This is a genomic window from Pararhizobium sp. DWP3-4 (assembly GCF_049898205.1).
Lineage (GTDB): Bacteria > Pseudomonadota > Alphaproteobacteria > Rhizobiales > Rhizobiaceae > Pararhizobium.
Window position 1 is genome coordinate 957120 of record NZ_JAFCXF010000001.1, and the last position, 18740, is coordinate 975859.

Annotated in this window: 21 protein-coding genes; 3 read left to right on the forward strand and 18 right to left on the reverse strand. The window is 60.0% G+C overall.

Going from position 1 to position 18740, the window contains the following annotated elements; translation table 11 throughout:
- Positions 1-8 precede the first annotated feature (8 nt).
- The 3 genes from ACP7E6_RS04510 to ACP7E6_RS04520 all read right to left on the reverse strand — a co-directional run bounded on the left by ACP7E6_RS04510 (position 9) and on the right by ACP7E6_RS04520 (position 4096).
- Positions 9-242 (reverse strand): BolA/IbaG family iron-sulfur metabolism protein, encoded by a 234-nt coding sequence (locus ACP7E6_RS04510; protein ID WP_037095612.1) that lies wholly within the window; start codon positions 240-242, stop codon positions 9-11.
- A 17-nt stretch (positions 243-259) separates the two neighbouring features.
- Entirely contained in the window at positions 260-2494 is a 2235-nt protein-coding gene (gene purL / locus ACP7E6_RS04515; protein ID WP_426228273.1) for a phosphoribosylformylglycinamidine synthase subunit PurL, read from the reverse strand.
- 183 nt (positions 2495-2677) lie between these two features.
- On the reverse strand, positions 2678-4096 hold the full coding sequence (locus ACP7E6_RS04520) for a PLP-dependent aminotransferase family protein (RefSeq protein ID WP_426228275.1): 1419 nt from the start codon (positions 4094-4096) through the stop codon (positions 2678-2680).
- Positions 4097-4186: 90 nt separating this feature from the next.
- Between ACP7E6_RS04520 and ACP7E6_RS04525 the strand changes: the two genes are divergently transcribed.
- Positions 4187-4429 (forward strand): DUF1127 domain-containing protein, encoded by a 243-nt coding sequence (locus tag ACP7E6_RS04525; protein ID WP_426228277.1) that lies wholly within the window; start codon positions 4187-4189, stop codon positions 4427-4429.
- A 15-nt stretch (positions 4430-4444) separates the two neighbouring features.
- On the opposite strand, the gene arsC is transcribed toward ACP7E6_RS04525, so the two are convergent.
- The 6 genes from arsC to purC all read right to left on the reverse strand — a co-directional run bounded on the left by arsC (position 4445) and on the right by purC (position 7608).
- Positions 4445-4792: an arsenate reductase (glutaredoxin) gene (gene arsC / locus ACP7E6_RS04530; protein ID WP_426228279.1), complete on the reverse strand. Its 348-nt coding sequence runs from the start codon at positions 4790-4792 to the stop codon at positions 4445-4447.
- A 388-nt stretch (positions 4793-5180) separates the two neighbouring features.
- Positions 5181-5588 carry a hypothetical protein gene (locus ACP7E6_RS04535; protein ID WP_426228281.1) on the reverse strand — a complete coding sequence of 136 codons (408 nt, stop codon included), beginning with the start codon at positions 5586-5588 and terminating at the stop codon, positions 5181-5183.
- A 50-nt stretch (positions 5589-5638) separates the two neighbouring features.
- The gene (purQ, locus tag ACP7E6_RS04540) at positions 5639-6310 is read right to left on the reverse strand and encodes a phosphoribosylformylglycinamidine synthase subunit PurQ (protein ID WP_426228283.1); all 672 of its coding nucleotides are present in this window, start codon (positions 6308-6310) and stop codon (positions 5639-5641) included.
- The gene (locus ACP7E6_RS04545; protein WP_426228285.1) at positions 6307-6564 is read right to left on the reverse strand and encodes a hypothetical protein; all 258 of its coding nucleotides are present in this window, start codon (positions 6562-6564) and stop codon (positions 6307-6309) included. Before ACP7E6_RS04545 ends, purQ begins: the two co-directional genes overlap by 4 nt.
- Positions 6565-6584: 20 nt before the next feature.
- Positions 6585-6827 carry a phosphoribosylformylglycinamidine synthase subunit PurS gene (purS, locus tag ACP7E6_RS04550; protein ID WP_426228286.1) on the reverse strand — a complete coding sequence of 81 codons (243 nt, stop codon included), beginning with the start codon at positions 6825-6827 and terminating at the stop codon, positions 6585-6587.
- A 16-nt stretch (positions 6828-6843) separates the two neighbouring features.
- A complete protein-coding gene (gene purC / locus ACP7E6_RS04555; RefSeq protein WP_113315563.1) occupies positions 6844-7608 on the reverse strand; it encodes a phosphoribosylaminoimidazolesuccinocarboxamide synthase in 765 nt (254 codons plus the stop codon).
- Positions 7609-7852: 244 nt separating this feature from the next.
- Here purC and ACP7E6_RS04560 point away from each other — a divergent pair, with 244 nt between their 5' ends.
- Complete coding sequence (locus ACP7E6_RS04560; protein ID WP_426228288.1) at positions 7853-8167, forward strand: DUF1476 domain-containing protein; 315 nt, start codon at positions 7853-7855, stop codon at positions 8165-8167.
- Between the two features lie 52 nt (positions 8168-8219).
- On the opposite strand, the gene ACP7E6_RS04565 is transcribed toward ACP7E6_RS04560, so the two are convergent.
- Complete coding sequence (locus ACP7E6_RS04565) at positions 8220-10808, reverse strand: sensor domain-containing protein (protein ID WP_426228290.1); 2589 nt, start codon at positions 10806-10808, stop codon at positions 8220-8222.
- Between the two features lie 99 nt (positions 10809-10907).
- Positions 10908-11462: an RBBP9/YdeN family alpha/beta hydrolase gene (locus tag ACP7E6_RS04570; RefSeq protein ID WP_426228293.1), complete on the reverse strand. Its 555-nt coding sequence runs from the start codon at positions 11460-11462 to the stop codon at positions 10908-10910.
- Between the two features lie 226 nt (positions 11463-11688).
- Here ACP7E6_RS04570 and ACP7E6_RS04575 point away from each other — a divergent pair, with 226 nt between their 5' ends.
- The gene (locus tag ACP7E6_RS04575) at positions 11689-12495 is read left to right on the forward strand and encodes a DUF2189 domain-containing protein (protein WP_426228295.1); all 807 of its coding nucleotides are present in this window, start codon (positions 11689-11691) and stop codon (positions 12493-12495) included.
- A 71-nt stretch (positions 12496-12566) separates the two neighbouring features.
- Here ACP7E6_RS04575 and ACP7E6_RS04580 read toward each other — a convergent pair whose 3' ends face one another.
- From ACP7E6_RS04580 to ACP7E6_RS04610, 7 genes are all read right to left on the reverse strand, one after another.
- Positions 12567-12872, reverse strand: coding sequence for a PilZ domain-containing protein (locus ACP7E6_RS04580; protein WP_426228297.1), 306 nt, complete (start codon positions 12870-12872; stop codon positions 12567-12569).
- Between the two features lie 148 nt (positions 12873-13020).
- Positions 13021-14322, reverse strand: coding sequence for an adenylosuccinate lyase (gene purB, locus ACP7E6_RS04585; protein ID WP_426228298.1), 1302 nt, complete (start codon positions 14320-14322; stop codon positions 13021-13023).
- A gap of 61 nt (positions 14323-14383) precedes the next feature.
- Entirely contained in the window at positions 14384-14938 is a 555-nt protein-coding gene (locus ACP7E6_RS04590) for a hypothetical protein (protein WP_426228300.1), read from the reverse strand.
- Complete coding sequence (locus ACP7E6_RS04595; RefSeq protein WP_426228302.1) at positions 14935-15672, reverse strand: DUF2259 domain-containing protein; 738 nt, start codon at positions 15670-15672, stop codon at positions 14935-14937. The genes ACP7E6_RS04590 and ACP7E6_RS04595 overlap by 4 nt, the downstream gene beginning before the upstream one ends.
- Positions 15669-16346 carry a ribulose-phosphate 3-epimerase gene (rpe, locus tag ACP7E6_RS04600; RefSeq protein WP_426228304.1) on the reverse strand — a complete coding sequence of 226 codons (678 nt, stop codon included), beginning with the start codon at positions 16344-16346 and terminating at the stop codon, positions 15669-15671. The genes ACP7E6_RS04595 and rpe overlap by 4 nt, the downstream gene beginning before the upstream one ends.
- A gap of 87 nt (positions 16347-16433) precedes the next feature.
- Complete coding sequence (locus ACP7E6_RS04605) at positions 16434-17441, reverse strand: P1 family peptidase (protein ID WP_426228306.1); 1008 nt, start codon at positions 17439-17441, stop codon at positions 16434-16436.
- Positions 17438-18526, reverse strand: coding sequence for a branched-chain amino acid ABC transporter substrate-binding protein (locus ACP7E6_RS04610; protein WP_426228308.1), 1089 nt, complete (start codon positions 18524-18526; stop codon positions 17438-17440). The genes ACP7E6_RS04605 and ACP7E6_RS04610 overlap by 4 nt, the downstream gene beginning before the upstream one ends.
- Between the last annotated feature and the right edge of the window lie 214 nt (positions 18527-18740).

Here is an 18740-nt window from a genome sequence, read left to right on the forward strand (position 1 = left end):
CGGGCGTGCTACTCCGGCGCAGATGTCTGAAGGGCGAGTGCGTGCAACACGCCACCCATGTTGCCCTTCAGCGCATTGTAGACCATTTGGTGCTGCTGTACCCGGCTCTTGCCGCGGAAGGCTTCCGCGACAACTTCGGCTGCGTAATGATCGCCATCACCGGCGAGATCCCGGATTGTCACCTTTGCGCCGGGAATGCCCGACTTGATCATGTCTTCAATATCGCCAGGTGCCATCGGCATGGTCTGTACTCCCTGAATTATTCGGCGGCGATTTGTGTTTCGCCGTCCATGAAGTCAGGGAACCATGATTCATGTGCCGAGCGCAATTGCAGAATTGCAAGCGGCCTGGCCGAACCGAGCACAACTTCCGTGCCACCGGTGCTGCCGATGACGGGGGCCGCGACGCCGGCAGCCTTTGCCCGCTCCGCAACCAGGGCTGCGTGTTCCGGCTTGACGGTCACGACATAACGTCCCTGGTCTTCGCCGAAGAAGACTTCGATCGCATCGCGGTCTGTAACGGCCGAGATCTTGGCGCCGATCCCCGATGCCATTGCCATTTCGGCAACGGCGAGCGCCAGTCCGCCGGACGAGCAGTCATGCACCGCCGTGGTCAGACCGTCGGTGATCAGGTTACGGACGAAGTCGCCGGTCTTGCGCTCATGGGCGAGATCCACATGCGGGGCAGGGCCATCTGTGCGGCCATGAATGTCGCGCAGATAGACCGACTGTCCGAGATGCGTTCCAAGGCCTTCGGGTGCACCGACCAGCAGGATCGTTTCGTCTTCGGCGGCAAAGCGGATACGCGCCATCTGCGACCAGTCAGCCATGAGGCCGACGCCGCCAATGGTCGGGGTCGGCAGGATGCCCTGGCCGTTGGTCTCATTGTAGAGCGAGACGTTGCCGGAGACGATCGGGAAATCCAGCGCGCGGCAGGCTTCGCCGATGCCCTTGATGGCATGAACGAGCTGGCTCATGATTTCCGGGCGTTCCGGATTGCCGAAGTTGAGATTGTCGGTGGCGGCCAGCGGCAGGGCGCCGGTTGCCGTGATGTTGCGCCAGCATTCGGCCACGGCCTGCTTGCCGCCTTCGAATGCGTCGGCCTCGACATAACGCGGGGTGACGTCCGAGGAGAAGGCCAGCGCCTTGGTCGGGTGGCCTTCGACGCGGACCACACCGGCATCGCCGCCGGGAAGCTGCAGCGAATTGCCCTGGATCAGCGTGTCGTATTGCTCATACACCCAGCGGCGCGAGGAATTATTGGCGGAACCGACCAGCGATAGAACCGCATCGGCAATGTCTGCCTGCGGAATGTCGCCGGCTGCGAGCGGAGCGGCAATTTTTGCCGGGGTCCACGGACGGTCATATTCCGGGGCTTCGTCGCCCAGTTCCTTGATCGGCAGGTTGGCGACTTCCTCGCCCTGATGAATAACGCGGAAGCGCAGGTCATCGGTGGTCTTGCCGACGATGGCGAAATCGAGACCCCATTTGACGAAGATCGCCTTGGCGACCTCTTCCTTGGCGGGCTCCAGCACCATAAGCATGCGCTCCTGGCTTTCCGACAGCATCATTTCATAGGCCGTCATGCGCTCTTCGCGCACCGGCACCTTGTCCAGTTCCAGTTCGATGCCGAGGCCACCCTTGGCGCCCATTTCGACGGCCGAGCAGGTCAGGCCGGCAGCCCCCATGTCCTGGATGGCGATGACGGCACCGGTCTTCATCAGCTCGAGGCAGGCTTCGAGCAGGCACTTTTCGGTGAAGGGATCGCCGACCTGTACGGTCGGGCGCTTTTCCTCGATCGATTCGTCGAATTCGGCCGACGCCATGGTGGCACCGCCGACGCCGTCACGGCCGGTCTTGGCGCCGAGATAGACGACCGGCAGGCCGACGCCCTTGGCTTCCGAGAGGAAGATCGCATCGGACTTGGCAAGGCCGGCAGCAAAGGCGTTGACGAGGATATTGCCGTTATAGCGGGCATCGAACTCGACTTCTCCGCCAACCGTCGGCACGCCGAAGGAATTGCCGTAACCACCGACGCCGGCAACCACGCCGGAGACGAGGTGGCGGGTCTTCGGGTGATCCGGCGACCCGAAGCGCAATGCGTTCATTGCCGCAATCGGGCGGGCGCCCATGGTGAACACGTCGCGCAGGATGCCGCCAACGCCGGTCGCAGCGCCCTGATAGGGCTCGATATAGGACGGGTGGTTATGGCTCTCCATCTTGAAGACGACGACATCGCCATCATCGATATCGACGACACCGGCATTTTCGCCCGGACCCTGGATAACGCGCGGACCAGTGGTCGGCAGCGTGCGCAGCCATTTCTTCGAGGACTTGTAGGAGCAGTGCTCGTTCCACATCGCCGAAAAGATGCCGAGTTCCGTAAAGCTCGGCTCGCGGCCGATCAGGCCGAGGATACGCTGATACTCATCCGGCTTCAGGCCGTGCGAGGCAATCAACTCGGGGGTGATGGGGCGGGTATTGGAAATGGTCATCGGGGTCCATTCGGTCCGTTGGAGCATCCCGGACGGCCAAGGTTCCGTCAGCTTGCGGGGATACGTCAAAACAAAGAGATCACGTCGGGGTTTCTTTAACCGAAGCTACTCGGCGATGCGACAGGAAAATGCCGGAAAAGCACAGCAGATCACGTGCTTTTCGCTGATAATGCGATGGCTCGCTCAGGCGAAGCTGTCGTAACCGGTGCGGCCGCTGTCAAGCAGGCGGCGCAGCGTCAGGAAGCCGCGCCGCACTTCGCTGCGGTCGGCCGGTGACGAGAAGCCGATCCGGACCCGGTGGTAGACGCTTTCCGTCCGCCCGGCCTTGAACTCGTCCTCGTCATCGACCAGCACGCCTTCCTCGAAGGCCGCATGTTTGAACGTGCCCGAAAACCAGGGTTCGGACAGTTTCAGCCAGAGGAACGGCACGTGCGGATGCGAGTTGAAGTCGAGGCCGGCGAAGATTTCGCGCGCCATCTGCTCGCGTGCGCGGATCTCGTCGATACAGCGCGTCCGCAAGCTTGCAGCCTCACCACTGAGGACCAGGCGTGCACAAAGCTCGGCGAGCAGAAACGGCATGCCGCCGCTGACCATCTTGTGGGCGATGCGGATGCGCTGGCTGAAGTGGGGAGGGCAGGCGACCCAGCCGCCGCGCACACCGGCAGCGACCGATTTCGACAGGCCGCCGACCAGGAATGTCCGCTCCGGCGCCAGTTCTGCCAGAAGCGGCATCGTATCTCCGGTCATCGCGCCATAAAGATCGTCCTCCAGCAGCCAGACGCCATAGCGGCGGGCAATGTCGGCGATCGCCTGGCGCCGCTCCAGCGACAATGTCACCACTGTCGGGTTTTGTGCCGTCGGCATGAGGAAGGCGAGTTTCGGGTGCTGCTGGGCGCAGACACGCTCGAAGTCGTCAGGGTCGATGCCGTGGTCGTCGGTGCGCAAGAGGATTGTCCGGCGGCCGATCAGTCCGGCACTGCGGCTGATCTGGGAGTAGGTGATGTTCTCAAAGGCGATCTTGTCGCCCGGTGCCGTGACGGCGGCGATCACAGCGACAGCGCCTGCATGAGCACCGAGCGTCGGCACGATCCGATCAGGCTGCGGCCGGAAACTTCCCTTGGCCAGCCACTGGCTTCCTGCGGTAAACCAGTGTGCCGGAAAATCGCGGGCGTAGCTGGCTATATCGGCGTGATGATCGCGGCTGATATCGACCAGCGCCTTTTCAAGCGACGCGCCCTGGCCAATATCAGGTGCCGCTGTACTGTCGAACCGGAGTTTTCCAGGCGGCGCTTTCAGCGCTCTCGTGCCGGCCAGCGCAGCGCTCATTGGATCAGGCTGTTCGGCTGGGCGCAATTCGGCATTGTCGAGCACGTAGGTTCCGCGCCCCACTTCGCCGCTAACAAGCCCGCGTTCGCGTACCAGATGATACGCACGCCCGATTGTCCCGATTGTCACGCCTATATCGAAGGCAAGGTTGCGCTGTGGCGGCAATTTCGTACCGACCGCCAAGACGCCCCCCGTAATCGCCTGCTCGATCTGATCGGCGATACGGGCATAAAGCGGGCCTTGGCCTTGGGTTGGGTCTGGCATCCATGTTGTCATGGTGACAATTTCTACATTGCATCGCTTTTCCTGTCAATTATGACAATGCAATACCGAAATGAAACCGTTGCAATCGATTGGATGGTGACAATGAGTACAATTTGCACCGATGACAGTGATGTATGTGCCCCGCCAAGAGGTGCAATTCAGCCAAGAGGCCTCGTCTCGCGTTTGAAGGCGCTTGGCCGGCTGGTGATCGCCTGGATAATTGACCGTGAAGAAAAGCGGCTGAGCCGCATTGCTCTTTCCGAGTTGACGGATGGACAGCTTGCCGACATCGGCGTCACGCCTTCGGAGGCCCGCCGGGAAGCGGCCCGGCCGTTCTGGAACTGACTGCGTCGTTGGGGGCTACAGCAGCTCCAAGACCTTCGTTTTCGGACGGCAAAGTTTTGCGCCTCTTTCCGTCACCACGATCGGCCTCTCCATCAGCTCTGGATGGGCCAGCATGGCGTCGATAATCTGCCGGTCCGTCTTGCTCTGATCAGCGAGCTGGAGCGACAGATACGCGGGTTCCCTGGCGCGCAGCAACTGGCGTGGCGCCATGTCCAGGGCAAGCAGCAGAGCCAGCATTTCCTCGTGGCTTGGCGGTGCTGCCATATAATCGATAATGGCAGGTTCAATTCCCGCCTCACGAATGATCTTGAGAACCGAGCGAGACGTATCGCAACGACGATTGTGATAAATCATGACGGTCATCAGCGTGCCTTTGGTATCGGGAGGGCGGTCGAAAGAGCCTGTCATAAGCAGCCCAAGGAGATCGTCTGCGCCTACCATGAGAATGATTGCGGTATCGTGACGGGTGCAGCAAACCTATTCTCTGGATGGGCGCGAAAAAATGGTTTCTTGGGTCGTGTGAATCAACAGGAGAAGTCTTGAGCTGATTGTTTCGCAAAAGCGCAAAAATGAAAAGCTGCGAGAAATAACGATAGGCAATGGTTCCACCGCTATTTCGATTGGCCTGGGAGTGGAGGCCTTAACCGCAGCGTTACCGGGGTGAGCCGGCACCCCACGCAAAGACCAATCCGGTCAGTTTTTCCGCTGTACATAAGCTGCTGACCGCAGCATGGTTCCGTGGTGAGCGCGCCTAGCGGCAGCCTTCACCACCGGCACCCCAGCGCTTGATATCCGTCGTCATTCTTGCGCCTACGGCTTCACTGAACAGTGGGCCGAACGCCTGAAGCCGGGCAGGGTGCCCCTCTGCCTGGACCACTGCGAGTGGCCGCGATTCGGGTGAGTTGCGCTTGACGATCAGGATGCGTGGGCGCCCCGAGAATGAATTCAGCTCGGGAGCGAGGCGGTAGGGCTTGAAGGCCGGATCACCCGACTTGAACCAGCAGGCATTGGCGCCGAGGGCCACCCTCTCCATTGTCGCCAATGCCGCCGTGTTACGGGCTGGTGCAGGCGGAGGCTCCGTCTGGCAACCGGCGGCAAGCCCGAGCAAGGCAACGGAGCCGACTGTAGCCATGAAACGGATGAAAGCTGCGGCGCGCATGAAAGCCCCCTGTGATTCGGTCTCTAGGGTGCCTTCTAGCAGGTGGAATGTTAAGCAGCGATTACATCGAGCGCGGAAGCGAACAATCCACGTCCGTCCGAGCCGCCATGGGCGGCCTCGATCAGGTTTTCCGGATGCGGCATCATGCCGAGGACATTGCCTCCAGCATTGACGATCCCGGCAATGTCGTTGACCGAGCCGTTCGGATTGGTGCCTGCGGCATAGCGGAAAACCACCTGGCCATTGTCCTCGATGGTCTGGAGCGTTTCCGCGTCGGCAAAATAATTGCCGTCGTGATGGGCGACCGGGCAGCGGATGATCTGACCCTGTTCATAGGCGCGGCTGAAGTCGGTATTGGCGTTGACGACTTCGAGCTTGATTTCCTTGCAGACGAATTTCAGCGAGGCGTTGCGCATCAGCGCGCCCGGCAGGAGGCCTGCTTCGACGAGAATCTGGAAGCCGTTGCAGACGCCCAGCACCTTGACGCCGGCCTTAGCCTTCGCCTTGATCGCCTGCATCACCGGCATGCGCGCCGCGATCGCGCCACAGCGCAGGTAATCGCCGTAGGAGAAGCCGCCGGGGATGACGATTAGATCGACATCCGGGATGTCCGTTTCGGTTTGCCAGATGGTGACCGGCGCCTTGCCGGAAATCTTGGTCAGCGCTGCGATCATGTCGCGGTCACGATTGAGGCCTGGAAGCTGAACGACGGCGGATTTCATGGGTGCGGTTCAAACCTGGATTGGGCCTCGGCAAGCTCGCGCAATTCGAGGCGGTTTTCGATACGGTCGAGGCGGTCCTCAATGTGGGCGATGGAGCCGCGCATACTGTTGAAGTCACCTTGTAGCAGGTGGAACTGATTCCTCATGCTCAGCATGTCCTGCCGCAGATCTTTCTGGCCATCCTTCAGGCTGGAAACATCGTTCTGGATACGCTTCAGCAGTTCGTACATCAACTCGCTGGACACATCGGCCATCCGACCACCTCATTCAACCATCAGGCGAGTGAGATAGTGTAATTCTCAATCACCGTATTGGCGAGGAGTTTCTCGCACATGGCTTTCACTTCTGCTTCGGCCTTTGCCTTGTCGGCGGTGTCGATCTGCAGATCGAAGACCTTGCCCTGGCGGACATGGCCGACGCCGCCGAAGCCGAGAGCGCCAAGGGCGCCCTCGATTGCCTTGCCCTGGGGGTCGAGAACGCCGTTCTTCAGCGTCACTGTTACGCGTGCGTTGATCACTGTCGTCTTTTCCTGCTTATTTCACCAATACCGGGCCGGAGCCGCGGGGCGGTTCGTTCTCGTTCATGATGCCAAGGCGGCGGGCCACTTCCTGGTAGGCCTCGACAAGGCCTCCCATGTCGCGGCGGAACCGGTCCTTGTCCATCTTTTCCTTGGTCTCGACATCCCAGAGACGGCAGCTGTCCGGCGAAATTTCGTCGGCCAGGATGATGCGCATCATGTCGCCTTCGAACAGGCGGCCGCATTCGATCTTGAAATCGACCAGCTGAATGCCGACGCCGAGAAACAGGCCGGTAAGGAAGTCGTTGATGCGGATGGCGAGTGCCATGATGTCATCAAGTTCCTGCGGGCTTGCCCAGCCGAAAGCGGTGATATGCTCTTCCGAGACCATCGGATCGTCGAGCGCATCGGCCTTGTAGTAGAATTCGATGATCGAGCGCGGCAGGACCACGCCTTCCTCGATTCCGAGACGTTTGGAGAGCGAACCGGCAGCAACATTGCGCACGACGATCTCAAGCGGAATGATTTCCACTTCCTTGATCAGCTGCTCGCGCATGTTGAGGCGGCGAATGAAATGCGTGGGAATGCCGATACGGTTCAGATGCGTGAAGATATATTCCGAAATCCGGTTGTTGAGCACACCCTTGCCGTCGATGATCTCGTGCTTCTTGGCGTTGAAGGCTGTAGCATCATCTTTGAAGAACTGGATCAGAGTGCCCGGCTCAGGACCTTCGTAAAGGATCTTGGCCTTGCCCTCGTAGATACGGCGGCGACGGTTCATGAATGATGTCTCTATCTTTAAATGCGCTCTTGGGCTGCGCGCTTGGCATTTTCTAAGGCGGTCCATAACTGAAATGAAACCATTTCACAATCGGCGACTGATCCGATCCCCCGAATTAGGTCTGCCGAACGGGTTCTAGGGTAGCATGAAAGTCGTCACGCCGGAAAACTTCGCATTGCACTTTCGGCGGCCTTTTGGTTTATGGGCGAAAAGCTAAACGTAAAACGGTTTTTGGAGATCGGAGATGACCAATATGCAGGATCGCGAAAAGGCGTTCGAATCGAAGTTTGCTCTGGATGAAGAGTTGAAGTTCAAGGCCGAAGCGCGCCGCAACAAGCTTCTTGGTCTTTGGGCTGCCGAGCTTCTGGGCAAGAGCGACCCGGCTGCCTACGCAAAGGATGTCGTCGCCGCCGATTTCGAAGAGGTAGGGCACGAAGATGTCGTGCGCAAGATTCGCGCTGATTTCGATGCGGCGGGCATCGCCCTTACCGACGACCAGATCCGTTTGAAGATGCTCGAGCTTCTGTCCGAAGCCGTCACACAGATCCAGAACGGCTGATATCGTCGTCATATCGGCCAATTTGAACCGTCCGAGGTTTCGGGCGGTTTTTTTATGCCTTGCGGCCTCTCCGGACCATTCTGTGCACGGCCTCGATGGGTGCTTCCGGCGGTCGCCAGTTGCCGGAACGGATGAACGTCTCAAGGTCTGCTCTGGTCATCGGCCGGGCGAAGGCATAGCCTTGCAGCGTATCACAGCCGAGATCGCGCAGAATATGGGCGTGACGGATCGTCTCCACCCCCTCTGCGACGACTTCGATATTGAGCGAATGGCCGATATCGATGATCGATCCGACCAGCTTGCGCTGCTCGGCCGCCTCGATAATCGGCTTGACGAGAGCTCGATCGATTTTTAGGCGGCTCGGATTGAGCTTCATGAGCCCGACGATCGAGGCGTGGCCCGTTCCGAAATCATCGATTTCAATGTCGATGCCGAGCATGCTGAGATCGCTGAGTATCTGTGACGAATCCTCGTCGAGATCGTCGAGGAAGATCGATTCGAGCAGTTCGAACGACAGCTTCCCACGCGGTATGTTCAGTTGCCGCAGGCTGTCGATCAGGCCAGGCTCTCGCAACCGAGATGAAGAAACGTTGACGGAAATGCGCGGAATCCCGAAACCCTGCGTCTCCCAACTGCTGAAATCGCTCAAGGCCTGCTCGGCAATGCAGCGATCGATGGCCGTCAGCGCGTTGATATCCTCCGCGATCTTCAAAAAATAATCGGGCGCCAGCAACCCGTATTGCGGGTGTCTCCAGCGGGCGAGCGTCTCGACACCGGTGACATCGAGCGTGCGGGCATCAAACTGCGGTTGATAGAAGGGAACGAATTCGCCGTCTTCGAGCCCTTTGATGATTTCGTCGGCAGTGCGCTTGGCGTGATGGATCTGCGTTTGCAGTTGCTGTGTGAAGAATTCATAGCGGTTCCGGCCCAGACCCTTGGCCCGGTAAAGGGCTATATCGGCGTTCATCAGCGACTGCCTGGCGTCGGCTGTGCCATCAGCGGTCCAGGCGATGCCGACGCTGGCTCCGAACCGGCACAGGTGCCCTTCATAGGCCACAGGCTGGCGCAGGGCTTCGATGATCTGGTCGGTGAGCAGGATGACGTCATCCTGGGAGCGGCGTGGGTCGCACAGCACCAGGAATTCGTCGCCACCGATCCGCGCAACGAAATCGCGCTCGCCAATGATTGCGGAAAGGACGTTTGCGGTGTGCATCAGCATGGCATCGCCGGCCTGATGGCCGAGCGTGTCGTTGATCTGTTTGAACCGGTCGAGATCGATATGCAGAATGGCACTATAGTCGACCTTACCGGCAATCCATTCATCGAGGCGCTGATCGAGGAACCTCCGGTTGGGCAGGCCGGTCAGGTGATCGTGCAACGCATTGAATTCGATCCGTGTGCGCGCTGCCTCAAGTTCCAGATTGCGCGCCTCCGCCAGTTGCCGGGCTCTTTCCAGATCGTCGCGCAAGGTTACATCTTCTGTCACATCCCAGTTGGCACCAATCAGTTTGTGCGCACCTTCATTGTCCGTGTACGTAACGGAGCTGGAGCGGATATGGCGGATTTTCCCGTCGGGACGGATGATGCGAAAAGCGTTCATGAAGGGAATGGCAGAAGCGACGCCGGCGGCGACCCTTGCAAGGGCTGCATCCCGATCATCTGGGTGCAGTCTCTCTTCGAAGGCCGAGAGGCCCGGTTGTTGTGGATCCAGCCCATAGATGGACAGCAATTGCTTGTCGCGCATGATGGTGCCGGTATCGAGATTGGCTTCGAAGACCCCGACTTTCGATACATCGAGAGCAAGTCTCAGCCGCCGCGATATTTCTTCAAGCTGAGCCTCGGCCTTCTTACGTTCTGAAATATCGGTATCCGTGCCGATGATCCGGCTCGGTTTGCCCTCCGGTGTCCACTCGATGGAGGCGCCCCGGCTTTCGATCCAGATCCAGTGACCATCCGCATGGCGTTCGCGGTACTGGAATATGTTGAATTCAACCTCGCCTTCATCCTGACGCCGAATACACTCGAGCACATGCTCGCGGTCAGCCGGATGGACATTTTCAATCCAGACATCAAGGGAGCCGTCCACGGGAGCGTCCGCTGCCATGCCGCGCATGGTCTTCCAGGGGATGGAATAGAAAAGATCGTTGGCGTCGAAATCGTGATCCCAAACACCTTGATGGGCGCTTTCGAGTGCGTATTTCCAGCGGGTTTCACTCTTCTGCAGGGCGGTGATCGCCTGTTTCAGTTCATCGATCGACTGAATTTGCAGGATGATGGATGGCGAAGGACCGGTCATCTGCGACAGGGAGGCCATGACCGGTTTGGTAGAACCATCAGGCTGAACCAGGCGGAGTTCACATTGGTTGGCGAGAACGCCGCCTCCTTCCATGTCTGCCGTCTTAGCGCTCAGCAGACCGGCGTCGTCAGGGTGGACAAAGCGTACTATTGGTTCCCCGAGAATCGCATCCGCAGGCAGTGAGAGCGCATGTGAGAACGCTGCATTGACATGGCGGATGCGGCCATCCGGTTCCAGCAGGCAGAAGCCCAGGGGCGCGCAATCGAGAACGACTGCTGCGTCCGGCAATGTGCCGGCCACGGCCGGCTTTGGTGGCGAGCCTTTGTCTTCACTGGCGGTGGTCACTGTCGGCCATTCCCGAATTATTTCGGGCATCATGACCGACGACAATGAAAGCCCCCTTAATGTGAGGAAGCTAAAATAATATGGCGGGGAACAGCATTGTCAGGGCTGAAGCCGGTTGAGAAACTGGGCAAAGACCATCGTGCCTTCCGGCCAGGGACCGTGTCCGGATTCGCTGTTGATATGTCCCGATTCCCCTGCATCGACGAGCAGCGAGCCCCAGGCGTTGGCTATGTCGCCGGCATGCTCGTAGGTCCCAAACGGATCGTTGCGGCTTGCCACAACCAGACTTGGAAACGGCAGCGGATCGCGGGGGTAGGGGCCGAATGTCATCAGGTGCTTCGGGCGGATCTTCTGATTGGTCACCTCCGGCGGTGCAACGAGGAAGGCGCCGGCGATCTTCTTTTCGATATGCGGCAGCGCATGCAGCGCCGTTGCAACGCCAAGCGAGTGCGCAACGATGACAACGGGCTTGGTCGACGCATTGATGTCGTCGATCATCCGCTTCACCCAATCCTCGCGCACGGGCTTGGCCCACTCTGCCTGCTCCACGCGCCGCGCGGAGGCAAGTTTGTTCTGCCACCGGGTTTGCCAATGGTCCGGTCCGGAATTGGTATAACCGGGTACGATCAGGATATCTGCTTCGGATGCTTTCATGATAACGGCGATTTGAGGTCGAGGAGAGCGGAAGTCAAGTGTAAGACCGACGGTTTTGGTATATGTTGATCGGACGGCGCGATTGGTCACGACGCTCCGTGGCAGAAAAAGACGCCGATACCGGGAGCATCGCATTTCGGTCCATCCTCGGGGCTGACCTTCAAGCCGACACTACTGATTGTTTTCGAATGACGTGACACCGCGTGTTTCAGGAGGAGAATTGGTCATGACAGCATTTCATGTAATGGCAGGATCCAGCGCAGGGCTCGTCCATCCGGACATTCGCAGGATCGGCGTAGCTGATGTCTTCGACGCGCTGCGTCTGGGTTGGCAGGATTTCAACGCAAAACCGTCTCACTACGTCTTTCTCTGCCTGATCTATCCAATCGCCGGAGTTGTCCTCGCCACATGGAGTTCGGGCGTCAACATGTTGCCTCTGGTGTATCCGCTGGTTTCAGGCTTTGCCCTTCTGGGGCCGGTCGCCGCCATCGGTCTCTACGAGATCAGCAGACGGCGCGAACTGGGCATGGACACGTCATGGCGGCATGCCTTCGACGTGCGCCGGTCCCCAGCGCTGGCATCGATCCTTGGACTTGCCTTCATGCTGCTCGTGCTGTTTGTCGTCTGGCTGCTGGTGGCGCAATCGCTCTACACGCAACTGTTCGGCGACATGCCGGCGACATCGCTTCAGGCGCTCTACCATCAGGTCACCGGAACCGAACAGGGTTGGAACCTCATTCTGGTCGGCAATGCCGTTGGTTTTGTGTTCGCCGTGATCGTGCTTTCGACCGTGGTCGTGTCATTCCCATTGCTGCTGGAGCGCGATGTCGGAGCCGTCGCTGCCATCGAAACGTCAGTCCGGGCAACGCTTGCCAATCCGCTTCCGGTTGCCATGTGGGGATTGATCGTTGCAACCGGCCTGGTCATCGGCTCGATCCCGGTTTTCGTCGGTCTCGCTGTTATCATGCCGATCCTCGGACATGCGACATGGCATCTCTACCGCAAGATGGTCGTCGTCCCGGAAGGCAAGTAGCGCTGCGTAACCCGGTACCTGCGACAAGCGCCGCCGTCTTGGCGTCGCCTTATCGCTGAGAGATGAGGGCCTTAGCGGAAATATTTGTAATAGGACGAAATCTGCGCCGATGTATTGGAGGACACGTTAAGGCGGATACCGATCTTGTCGCCGCGATACCATTGAACGACACCGGTCAAATGGCCGAACTCGTCACTCTTGATCGAGACTTCCTGGCCGGTCGTGGCATTGATGTCGAAATAGAGTTGAAAACAAATGCCGGCCGCCGACAGATCTTTGACAATTCCCCGGCTTGATCCGCCCTTGCAGGTCACTTCGCCGGTGAATTTCGTTGTCGTTCGCGCAGTCTTGCGTTCGATGGTCTGCTGGTGCGGCATGTTCACCCACTCCTCTCCATTCATTTTTCCGCAATTTCTCATGGAAAACTGACAAAAAGCTTGAGAAATTCGTTCACAATCGAACAAACTGGGTCGAAATCAAACACAAGTTTGGTGCGGAGAGCGGTGACGCTCTCCGCAGGGTGGATCAACCGAAGACGCGGCGGAAGATCGTGTCGACATGCTTGGTGTGATAGCCAAGATCGAATTTCTCGCAGATTTCCGCTTCCGGCAGAGCCGCGCGCACTTCCGCGTCGGCCAGCAGTTCCTCAAGAAAATCGGCGCCCTTTTCCCAGACCTTCATGGCGTTGCGCTGCACCAGACGGTAGCTGTCCTCACGCGACACGCCCGCCTGGGTGAGGGCCAGAAGCACGCGTTGGCTCATCACCAGGCCGCGGAACTTGTTCATGTTCTTCAGCATGTTTTCCGGGTAGATCACCAGCTTCTCGATAACACCGGCCAGGCGGTTGAGGGCGAAGTCGAGGGTGATCGTCGTATCCGGGCCGATGGCGCGCTCGACGCTTGAATGGCTGATATCGCGCTCGTGCCAGAGTGCGACATTCTCCATGGCGGGAACCACAGACATGCGCACCAGGCGGGCAAGGCCGGTGAGGTTTTCGGTCAGGACCGGATTGCGCTTGTGCGGCATGGCCGACGAGCCCTTCTGGCCCGGCGAGAAGAATTCTTCTGCTTCCAGAACCTCGGTGCGCTGCATGTGGCGGATTTCGGTGGCGACGTTTTCGATCGAGGAGGCGATGACGCCGAGCGTGGCGAAGAACATCGCATGACGGTCGCGCGGGATCACCTGGGTGGAAATCGGCTCCGCCACGAGGCCGAGCTTTTCGCAGACATATTCCTCGACGCTTGGGTCGATATTGGCAAAGGTGCCGACGGCGCCGGAGATGGCACCGGTGGCGATCTCAGCGCGGGCAGCAACCAGGCGGGCGCGGTTGCGGCTCATCTCGGCATAGAAGCGGGCAAAGGTCAGGCCCATCGTGGTCGGCTCGGCGTGAATGCCGTGGCTGCGGCCGATGCGGACCGTATCCTTGTGTTCGAAGGCGCGGGTCTTCAGCGCATTGAGTACGCGGTCGAGATCGGCAAGCAGCAGGTCGGCGGCGCGCACCAGCTGGATGTTCAGCGTCGTGTCGAGCACGTCGGACGAGGTCATGCCCTGGTGGACGAACCGGCTGTCGGGACCGATGAATTCGGCCAGATGCGTCAGGAAGGCAATGACGTCATGCTTGGTGACGGCTTCGATTTCGTCGATACGCGCGACGTCGAAAGTGGCCGAACCACCCTTTTCCCAGATCGTCCTGGCGGCGTCCTTGGGGATGACGCCGAGTTCGGCCAGTGCGTCGCAGGCATAGGCCTCGATTTCGAACCAGATGCGGAATTTGGTTTCCGGCGACCAGATGGCCACCATTTCCGGCCGGGAGTAACGGGGGATCATGGGCTTCAGCTTTCGTGACGATGGGCGTTGGCTGAGCCTCTAGCAAAGATAGACGGCAATCTCAACGTTGCTGTTTTGGCATCCGGCAGGTCAGCCACAGGCTGGTCAGTGCGAGAGCGGCAAATCCGAGCGGCAGATACAGGCGGATGCCCATGACTATGAACTGATAAATGGCGCTGGCCGAGGTGAACGTGAATTGATAGGCCCAGGTGCCGGTGCCGAACGGGGCGTGCCAGCGGGCATAGAAAATCCGGTAATCGAGGGCAAACAGAACAGCCGTGACGGCGATTGTGCAGAGGGTCAGGCACAGAAAGAATGCCGCAAAACGGGTTTCCCGGCCTCTTCCCATCGCGCCGAAACGGCCGAGCAGCAGCGCAAATGGCCAGGACGCGACGCCACCACAGAAGAACAGGATGAGAATGCTCTTCAGATGGAAAGTCTCGGCGCCATTGCGCAGGTACAATGCAGCAAGTGCCGACCCAGCCATCATCAGGCCCCACAAAGGCGCACCCAGAACGAGCTCCCACAGGCCCGGCAAAGCCAGACGCAGGCGCTGCGCGATTTTTCGCGTCAAGCCGCGCTGCCCGTCCGTTGCCGCATGCTCGGGTGCACTCATTGTGCTGCGGGCGCCGGAACGGCGATCCAGCGGCCGTCGCTGCCTTCGAAACCGACACTCAAGACCTGAACGAGGACAACGTGAACCGGTTCGCCTTGCTGCGGATTATGCACCATGACGCCGCCGATACGGTAACCGGTCGGGCATTTGCGGCTGTCGGGAATGGCCGTGTCGGCGTGCAGCACGCGGTCCGATGACTTTCCGTCCTCTGTTTTAAAGGCGAGACGAAAGCCGGTCGACTGGGGCGTGACATCCTTGCAGAGTGCGGAGGGGGCGAGGGGGATGTCATCGAGCGAGAGCGTGAAGTCTCCACCAACCGGCGGCTCGACGGCATATTGCCGGTATGTCAGGCGATGAGGAGCGCTGTCCGTTTCCGTGATCGGATTGAAAGCGGCGAGCAGGCCGGGATTGGCGCCAAGATCGAATTTCTCGACAAGCGGGGCGGCCTTTGCGGCCGTCTGTGCTCTCACCTTGGCAAGGCTGGTGTTTTCTTCATCGAGGCGCAGCCGGATCGGCGTTCCGGGCAAAAAGGTGTCCTTGCGGGTATCGACGAAATAGATGTTCGAATAGGGAAAGCCCGAGCCGTCCTGAACGCCATATTCCTCGAAGGCAAAGACATTGCCATCCGCCGAAAAGCCGAGCGGTTGGAATGAGGCGAAATCGCCAGCACAGGCCGCGCCGGAAAAAAGCGCCGAGGCAAGCAATGCAGCCGCGATTCCGCCCGGCAATCTCATCCGCGGCCTCCTTCGGCGTTGCTGCGCAAGGTGTCGATGGTTTTGCGGTAGGCATCGACATGCCCACCGCCGAAGATGGCCGAGCCCGCGACGAACACGTTGGCACCGGCGGACGCCGGAAGCGCGATCGTGTCCAGCGCGATGCCGCCATCGACCTGGATGTCGATCGGCCGGTCGCCGATCATCGCCTTGATGCGGCGGATCTTCTCTTCCATCGCGGGAATGAATTTCTGGCCGCCGAAACCTGGATTGACCGTCATCACCAGAACGAGGTCGATCTTGTCGAGCAGGTAGTCGAGCACGCTTTCGGGCGTTGCCGGATTGATCGAAACACCGGCCTTCTTTCCCAGCGCCTTGATGGCCTGAACCGAACGGTCGAGATGCGGGCCTGCCTCGGCATGCACGGTGATGCTGTCGCAGCCGGCCTTGGCAAAGGCTTCGAGATAGGGATCGGCCGGGGCGATCATCAGGTGGCAATCGAAATAGGCCTGCGTGTGCGGCCGCAGCGACTTGATCACATCCGGGCCGAAGGAAATGTTCGGGACGAAATGGCCGTCCATGATGTCGAGATGGATCCAGTCGGCACCGGCGGCAACGACGTCGCGCACTTCCTGTCCGAGCTTGGCGTAATCGGCGGCGAGAATGGAGGGGGCGATGCGGATAGGCAGGGGCATGATATGGGGCTCCAACTGTTTTGCGGGCAATAGCATCGCTTTTCACGGCAAACAACAGATGTTGCCGCTTTCATCATCCCAACGGGTCTAGGTTTGCGCCGCCCAAACGGGCAGCAGATCGTTTTCCCGGGCCGTCGCGTCATGCACGCCACGGGCGATAGCGCGGGCCATGGTGGAGGCTGCCGCAGCCCCGAGATCGATGAAATCCTGCAGCGAAATGGTATTTCCGCTTGTTCCCGTCGCCAGCGCAAAGACCAGGTCGCCGTCAAGCGGCGTATGCGAAGGCCAAAGCGCTCGGGAAAAACCGTCATGGGCGGCGATGGCCAGACGTTTTGCCTCGGCCTTGGTCAGGACCGCATCTGTGGCGATGACGGCGATCGTGGTGTTTTTCGTTTCGCTCTGCTTGCGGCGAAACTTGATGCGCAGGTCTCGCGCGTCGCTCGGGAACGGATGCGGCATGCCGAGGCCGCCGAACTCTGCGCCTTCTTCGAACGGTGCCGACCAGAAATGTGCTGTGTCGCCTATAGTTGCCGATCCCAGCGCGTTGACCGCGACCAGCGCGCCGATGGTGATGCCGTTGTCGAAGATCGTCGAGGCCGTGCCGAGGCCACCCTTGAATGTGGCCGTCAGGGCGCCAGTTCCGGCGCCGGCGGTGCCTGTCGAAAACTCCAGTGCTGCGGCCTGTACAGCCGCATACCCAAGTTCGCGATAGGGCGGATAGAGACCCCAATCCTTGTCGCCGCCATTGATCAGGTCGAACAGGATGGCTGCCGGAACGATCGGGATATGCAGGTTACCGACCGGAAAGCCACGTCCCATCTGCCGCAGCGCCGCCTGCGCGCCGGAGGCCGCATCGAGCCCGAAGGCCGAGCCGCCCGACAGAACGATGGCATCGACGGTCTGCACGGTGTTGTGCGGCTCCAGCAGATCGGTCTCCCGCGTGCCGGGAGCGCCGCCCAGAACCTGCACGGCAGCGACAGCCGGTTGATCGCAGACGACGACGGAGACGCCGGATTTTAGCCGATGGTCCTCGGCATTGCCGACACTTAGGCCGCCGACATCGGTGATCGCATTGCGCGGGCCGGGGCGCATCATTGGCTTCCCGAAACGGCCGGTGCGGCGATGAACCGGTTGTTTTGCCATTCCAGCAGGCGGTAGGGGTTTTCAGCCAGTTCGTGACCGGCGTTGAAGCGGATCGGGCCAAGAACCGTCTGGTAGGGGCCTTTGGCCAACGCATCCATTACAGGGCCGCCATCCCTGCCGGCCTGATCCTTCGCCTGCTCCAACAGCGTGACGGCTGCGAATGCTGGCAACACATAGCCTTCCGGCAGCAATTTTGCCGCCGTCATGGCATCGACGGTGACCTTGGCGTCCGGCAGTGCGGCATAATCGGGCAGGGATACGGCCAGAACGCCGTTTGCCAGCGGAACCGGCAGGTTTGCCGCTTCCAGCGCCTCGCCGCCCATCAGCGTCAGCGGCACCTGTTCGGACGCCGCGTCGCGGGCAATGATTGCGGCATCGGCGCGGTCGCCGCCGGTGAACACATGCGTCGCGCCACTCTTGGCGAGCCTTCGAACAAGGCTCACCTGCTGTTCCTGGGCGGGACGGTAGGTGTCGGAGAAGGTCGGGGTGAGGCCGATTTCGGCCAGCGCGCCGCGCACGGTTTCCACCAGTTCGCGCCCATGGATCGTTCCGTCCTCGATCAGTCCCAGCGGTTCGTTCTTCCAGCGCGACAGAATGATCTCCGTCACTTTGGCCGCTTCCGCCTTGGCGCTCGGCACCAGCCGGAAGAGTGGCCATTTCTTTTTCGCCGCGTCTTCCATCAGGATGTCGGAACGGACGCTCAGCGTCAGGGCCGGAATGCCGGCCTCGGCCAGTGCCGGTAGCGTTGCCTCCAGGCTTTCCGTACACAGGAAACCGATCGCCGCCTCGGCGCCGCTGGCGAGCAGCGCCTTTGTCAGGCTTTCGGCATCCTTAGGCTCGCAGGTTTCCGGGATGGCGATGATTTCCGAGCCGCGATCGTCCGCCTGAAAGCGTGCGCCGTCCAGCATCTGCTGCCCCAGAAGCGCAAAAGGTCCGTCCGCCGGGGCGACGACAGCGATCTTCAGGCCTGCAGCCAAAGCCGGGGCGGCCTGGACCGATCCGGCAATCACAAGGCTGGCAAAAATCGTACGAAACATGCGCTTATCCAGTTGAGAATGCCCATGTTTTAAAGATGTGGCAGCAGGGGTCAAAGGAAAAGATCGAAACATGCGCCACGGGACGGCAACTGTCGTCGATGACGAAGAAAAAACAGACGATGGGTTTCATATTTCGTCGCAATGTCTATGTGTTAAGGCGTAACTCGATCTGGAGACTGCCGTGTTGGACAAGACCCAACTGGACCCGCTGGCC

Excerpts from the sequence above, each read along its gene's own strand:
- rpe (WP_426228304.1), bottom strand. The coding sequence starts at position 16,346 with ATGCCCCTGCCTATCCGCATCGCCCCCTCCATTCTCGCCGCCGATTAC.
- ACP7E6_RS04610 (WP_426228308.1), bottom strand. The coding sequence starts at position 18,526 with ATGTTTCGTACGATTTTTGCCAGCCTTGTGATTGCCGGATCGGTCCAG.
- ACP7E6_RS04520 (WP_426228275.1), bottom strand. The coding sequence starts at position 4,096 with ATGACAACATGGATGCCAGACCCAACCCAAGGCCAAGGCCCGCTTTAT.
- ACP7E6_RS04525 (WP_426228277.1), top strand. The coding sequence starts at position 4,187 with ATGAGTACAATTTGCACCGATGACAGTGATGTATGTGCCCCGCCAAGA.
- purC (WP_113315563.1), bottom strand. The coding sequence starts at position 7,608 with ATGAACCGTCGCCGCCGTATCTACGAGGGCAAGGCCAAGATCCTTTAC.
- purB (WP_426228298.1), bottom strand. The coding sequence starts at position 14,322 with ATGATCCCCCGTTACTCCCGGCCGGAAATGGTGGCCATCTGGTCGCCG.
- ACP7E6_RS04560 (WP_426228288.1), top strand. The coding sequence starts at position 7,853 with ATGACCAATATGCAGGATCGCGAAAAGGCGTTCGAATCGAAGTTTGCT.
- ACP7E6_RS04545 (WP_426228285.1), bottom strand. The coding sequence starts at position 6,564 with ATGGCCGATGTGTCCAGCGAGTTGATGTACGAACTGCTGAAGCGTATC.
- purL (WP_426228273.1), bottom strand. The coding sequence starts at position 2,494 with ATGACCATTTCCAATACCCGCCCCATCACCCCCGAGTTGATTGCCTCG.
- ACP7E6_RS04595 (WP_426228302.1), bottom strand. The coding sequence starts at position 15,672 with ATGAGATTGCCGGGCGGAATCGCGGCTGCATTGCTTGCCTCGGCGCTT.
- ACP7E6_RS04535 (WP_426228281.1), bottom strand. The coding sequence starts at position 5,588 with ATGCGCGCCGCAGCTTTCATCCGTTTCATGGCTACAGTCGGCTCCGTT.
- purQ (WP_426228283.1), bottom strand. The coding sequence starts at position 6,310 with ATGAAATCCGCCGTCGTTCAGCTTCCAGGCCTCAATCGTGACCGCGAC.
- ACP7E6_RS04575 (WP_426228295.1), top strand. The coding sequence starts at position 11,689 with ATGACAGCATTTCATGTAATGGCAGGATCCAGCGCAGGGCTCGTCCAT.
- ACP7E6_RS04580 (WP_426228297.1), bottom strand. The coding sequence starts at position 12,872 with ATGCCGCACCAGCAGACCATCGAACGCAAGACTGCGCGAACGACAACG.
- arsC (WP_426228279.1), bottom strand. The coding sequence starts at position 4,792 with ATGACCGTCATGATTTATCACAATCGTCGTTGCGATACGTCTCGCTCG.
- ACP7E6_RS04605 (WP_426228306.1), bottom strand. The coding sequence starts at position 17,441 with ATGATGCGCCCCGGCCCGCGCAATGCGATCACCGATGTCGGCGGCCTA.
- ACP7E6_RS04570 (WP_426228293.1), bottom strand. The coding sequence starts at position 11,462 with ATGAAAGCATCCGAAGCAGATATCCTGATCGTACCCGGTTATACCAAT.
- ACP7E6_RS04510 (WP_037095612.1), bottom strand. The coding sequence starts at position 242 with ATGCCGATGGCACCTGGCGATATTGAAGACATGATCAAGTCGGGCATT.
- ACP7E6_RS04590 (WP_426228300.1), bottom strand. The coding sequence starts at position 14,938 with ATGAGTGCACCCGAGCATGCGGCAACGGACGGGCAGCGCGGCTTGACG.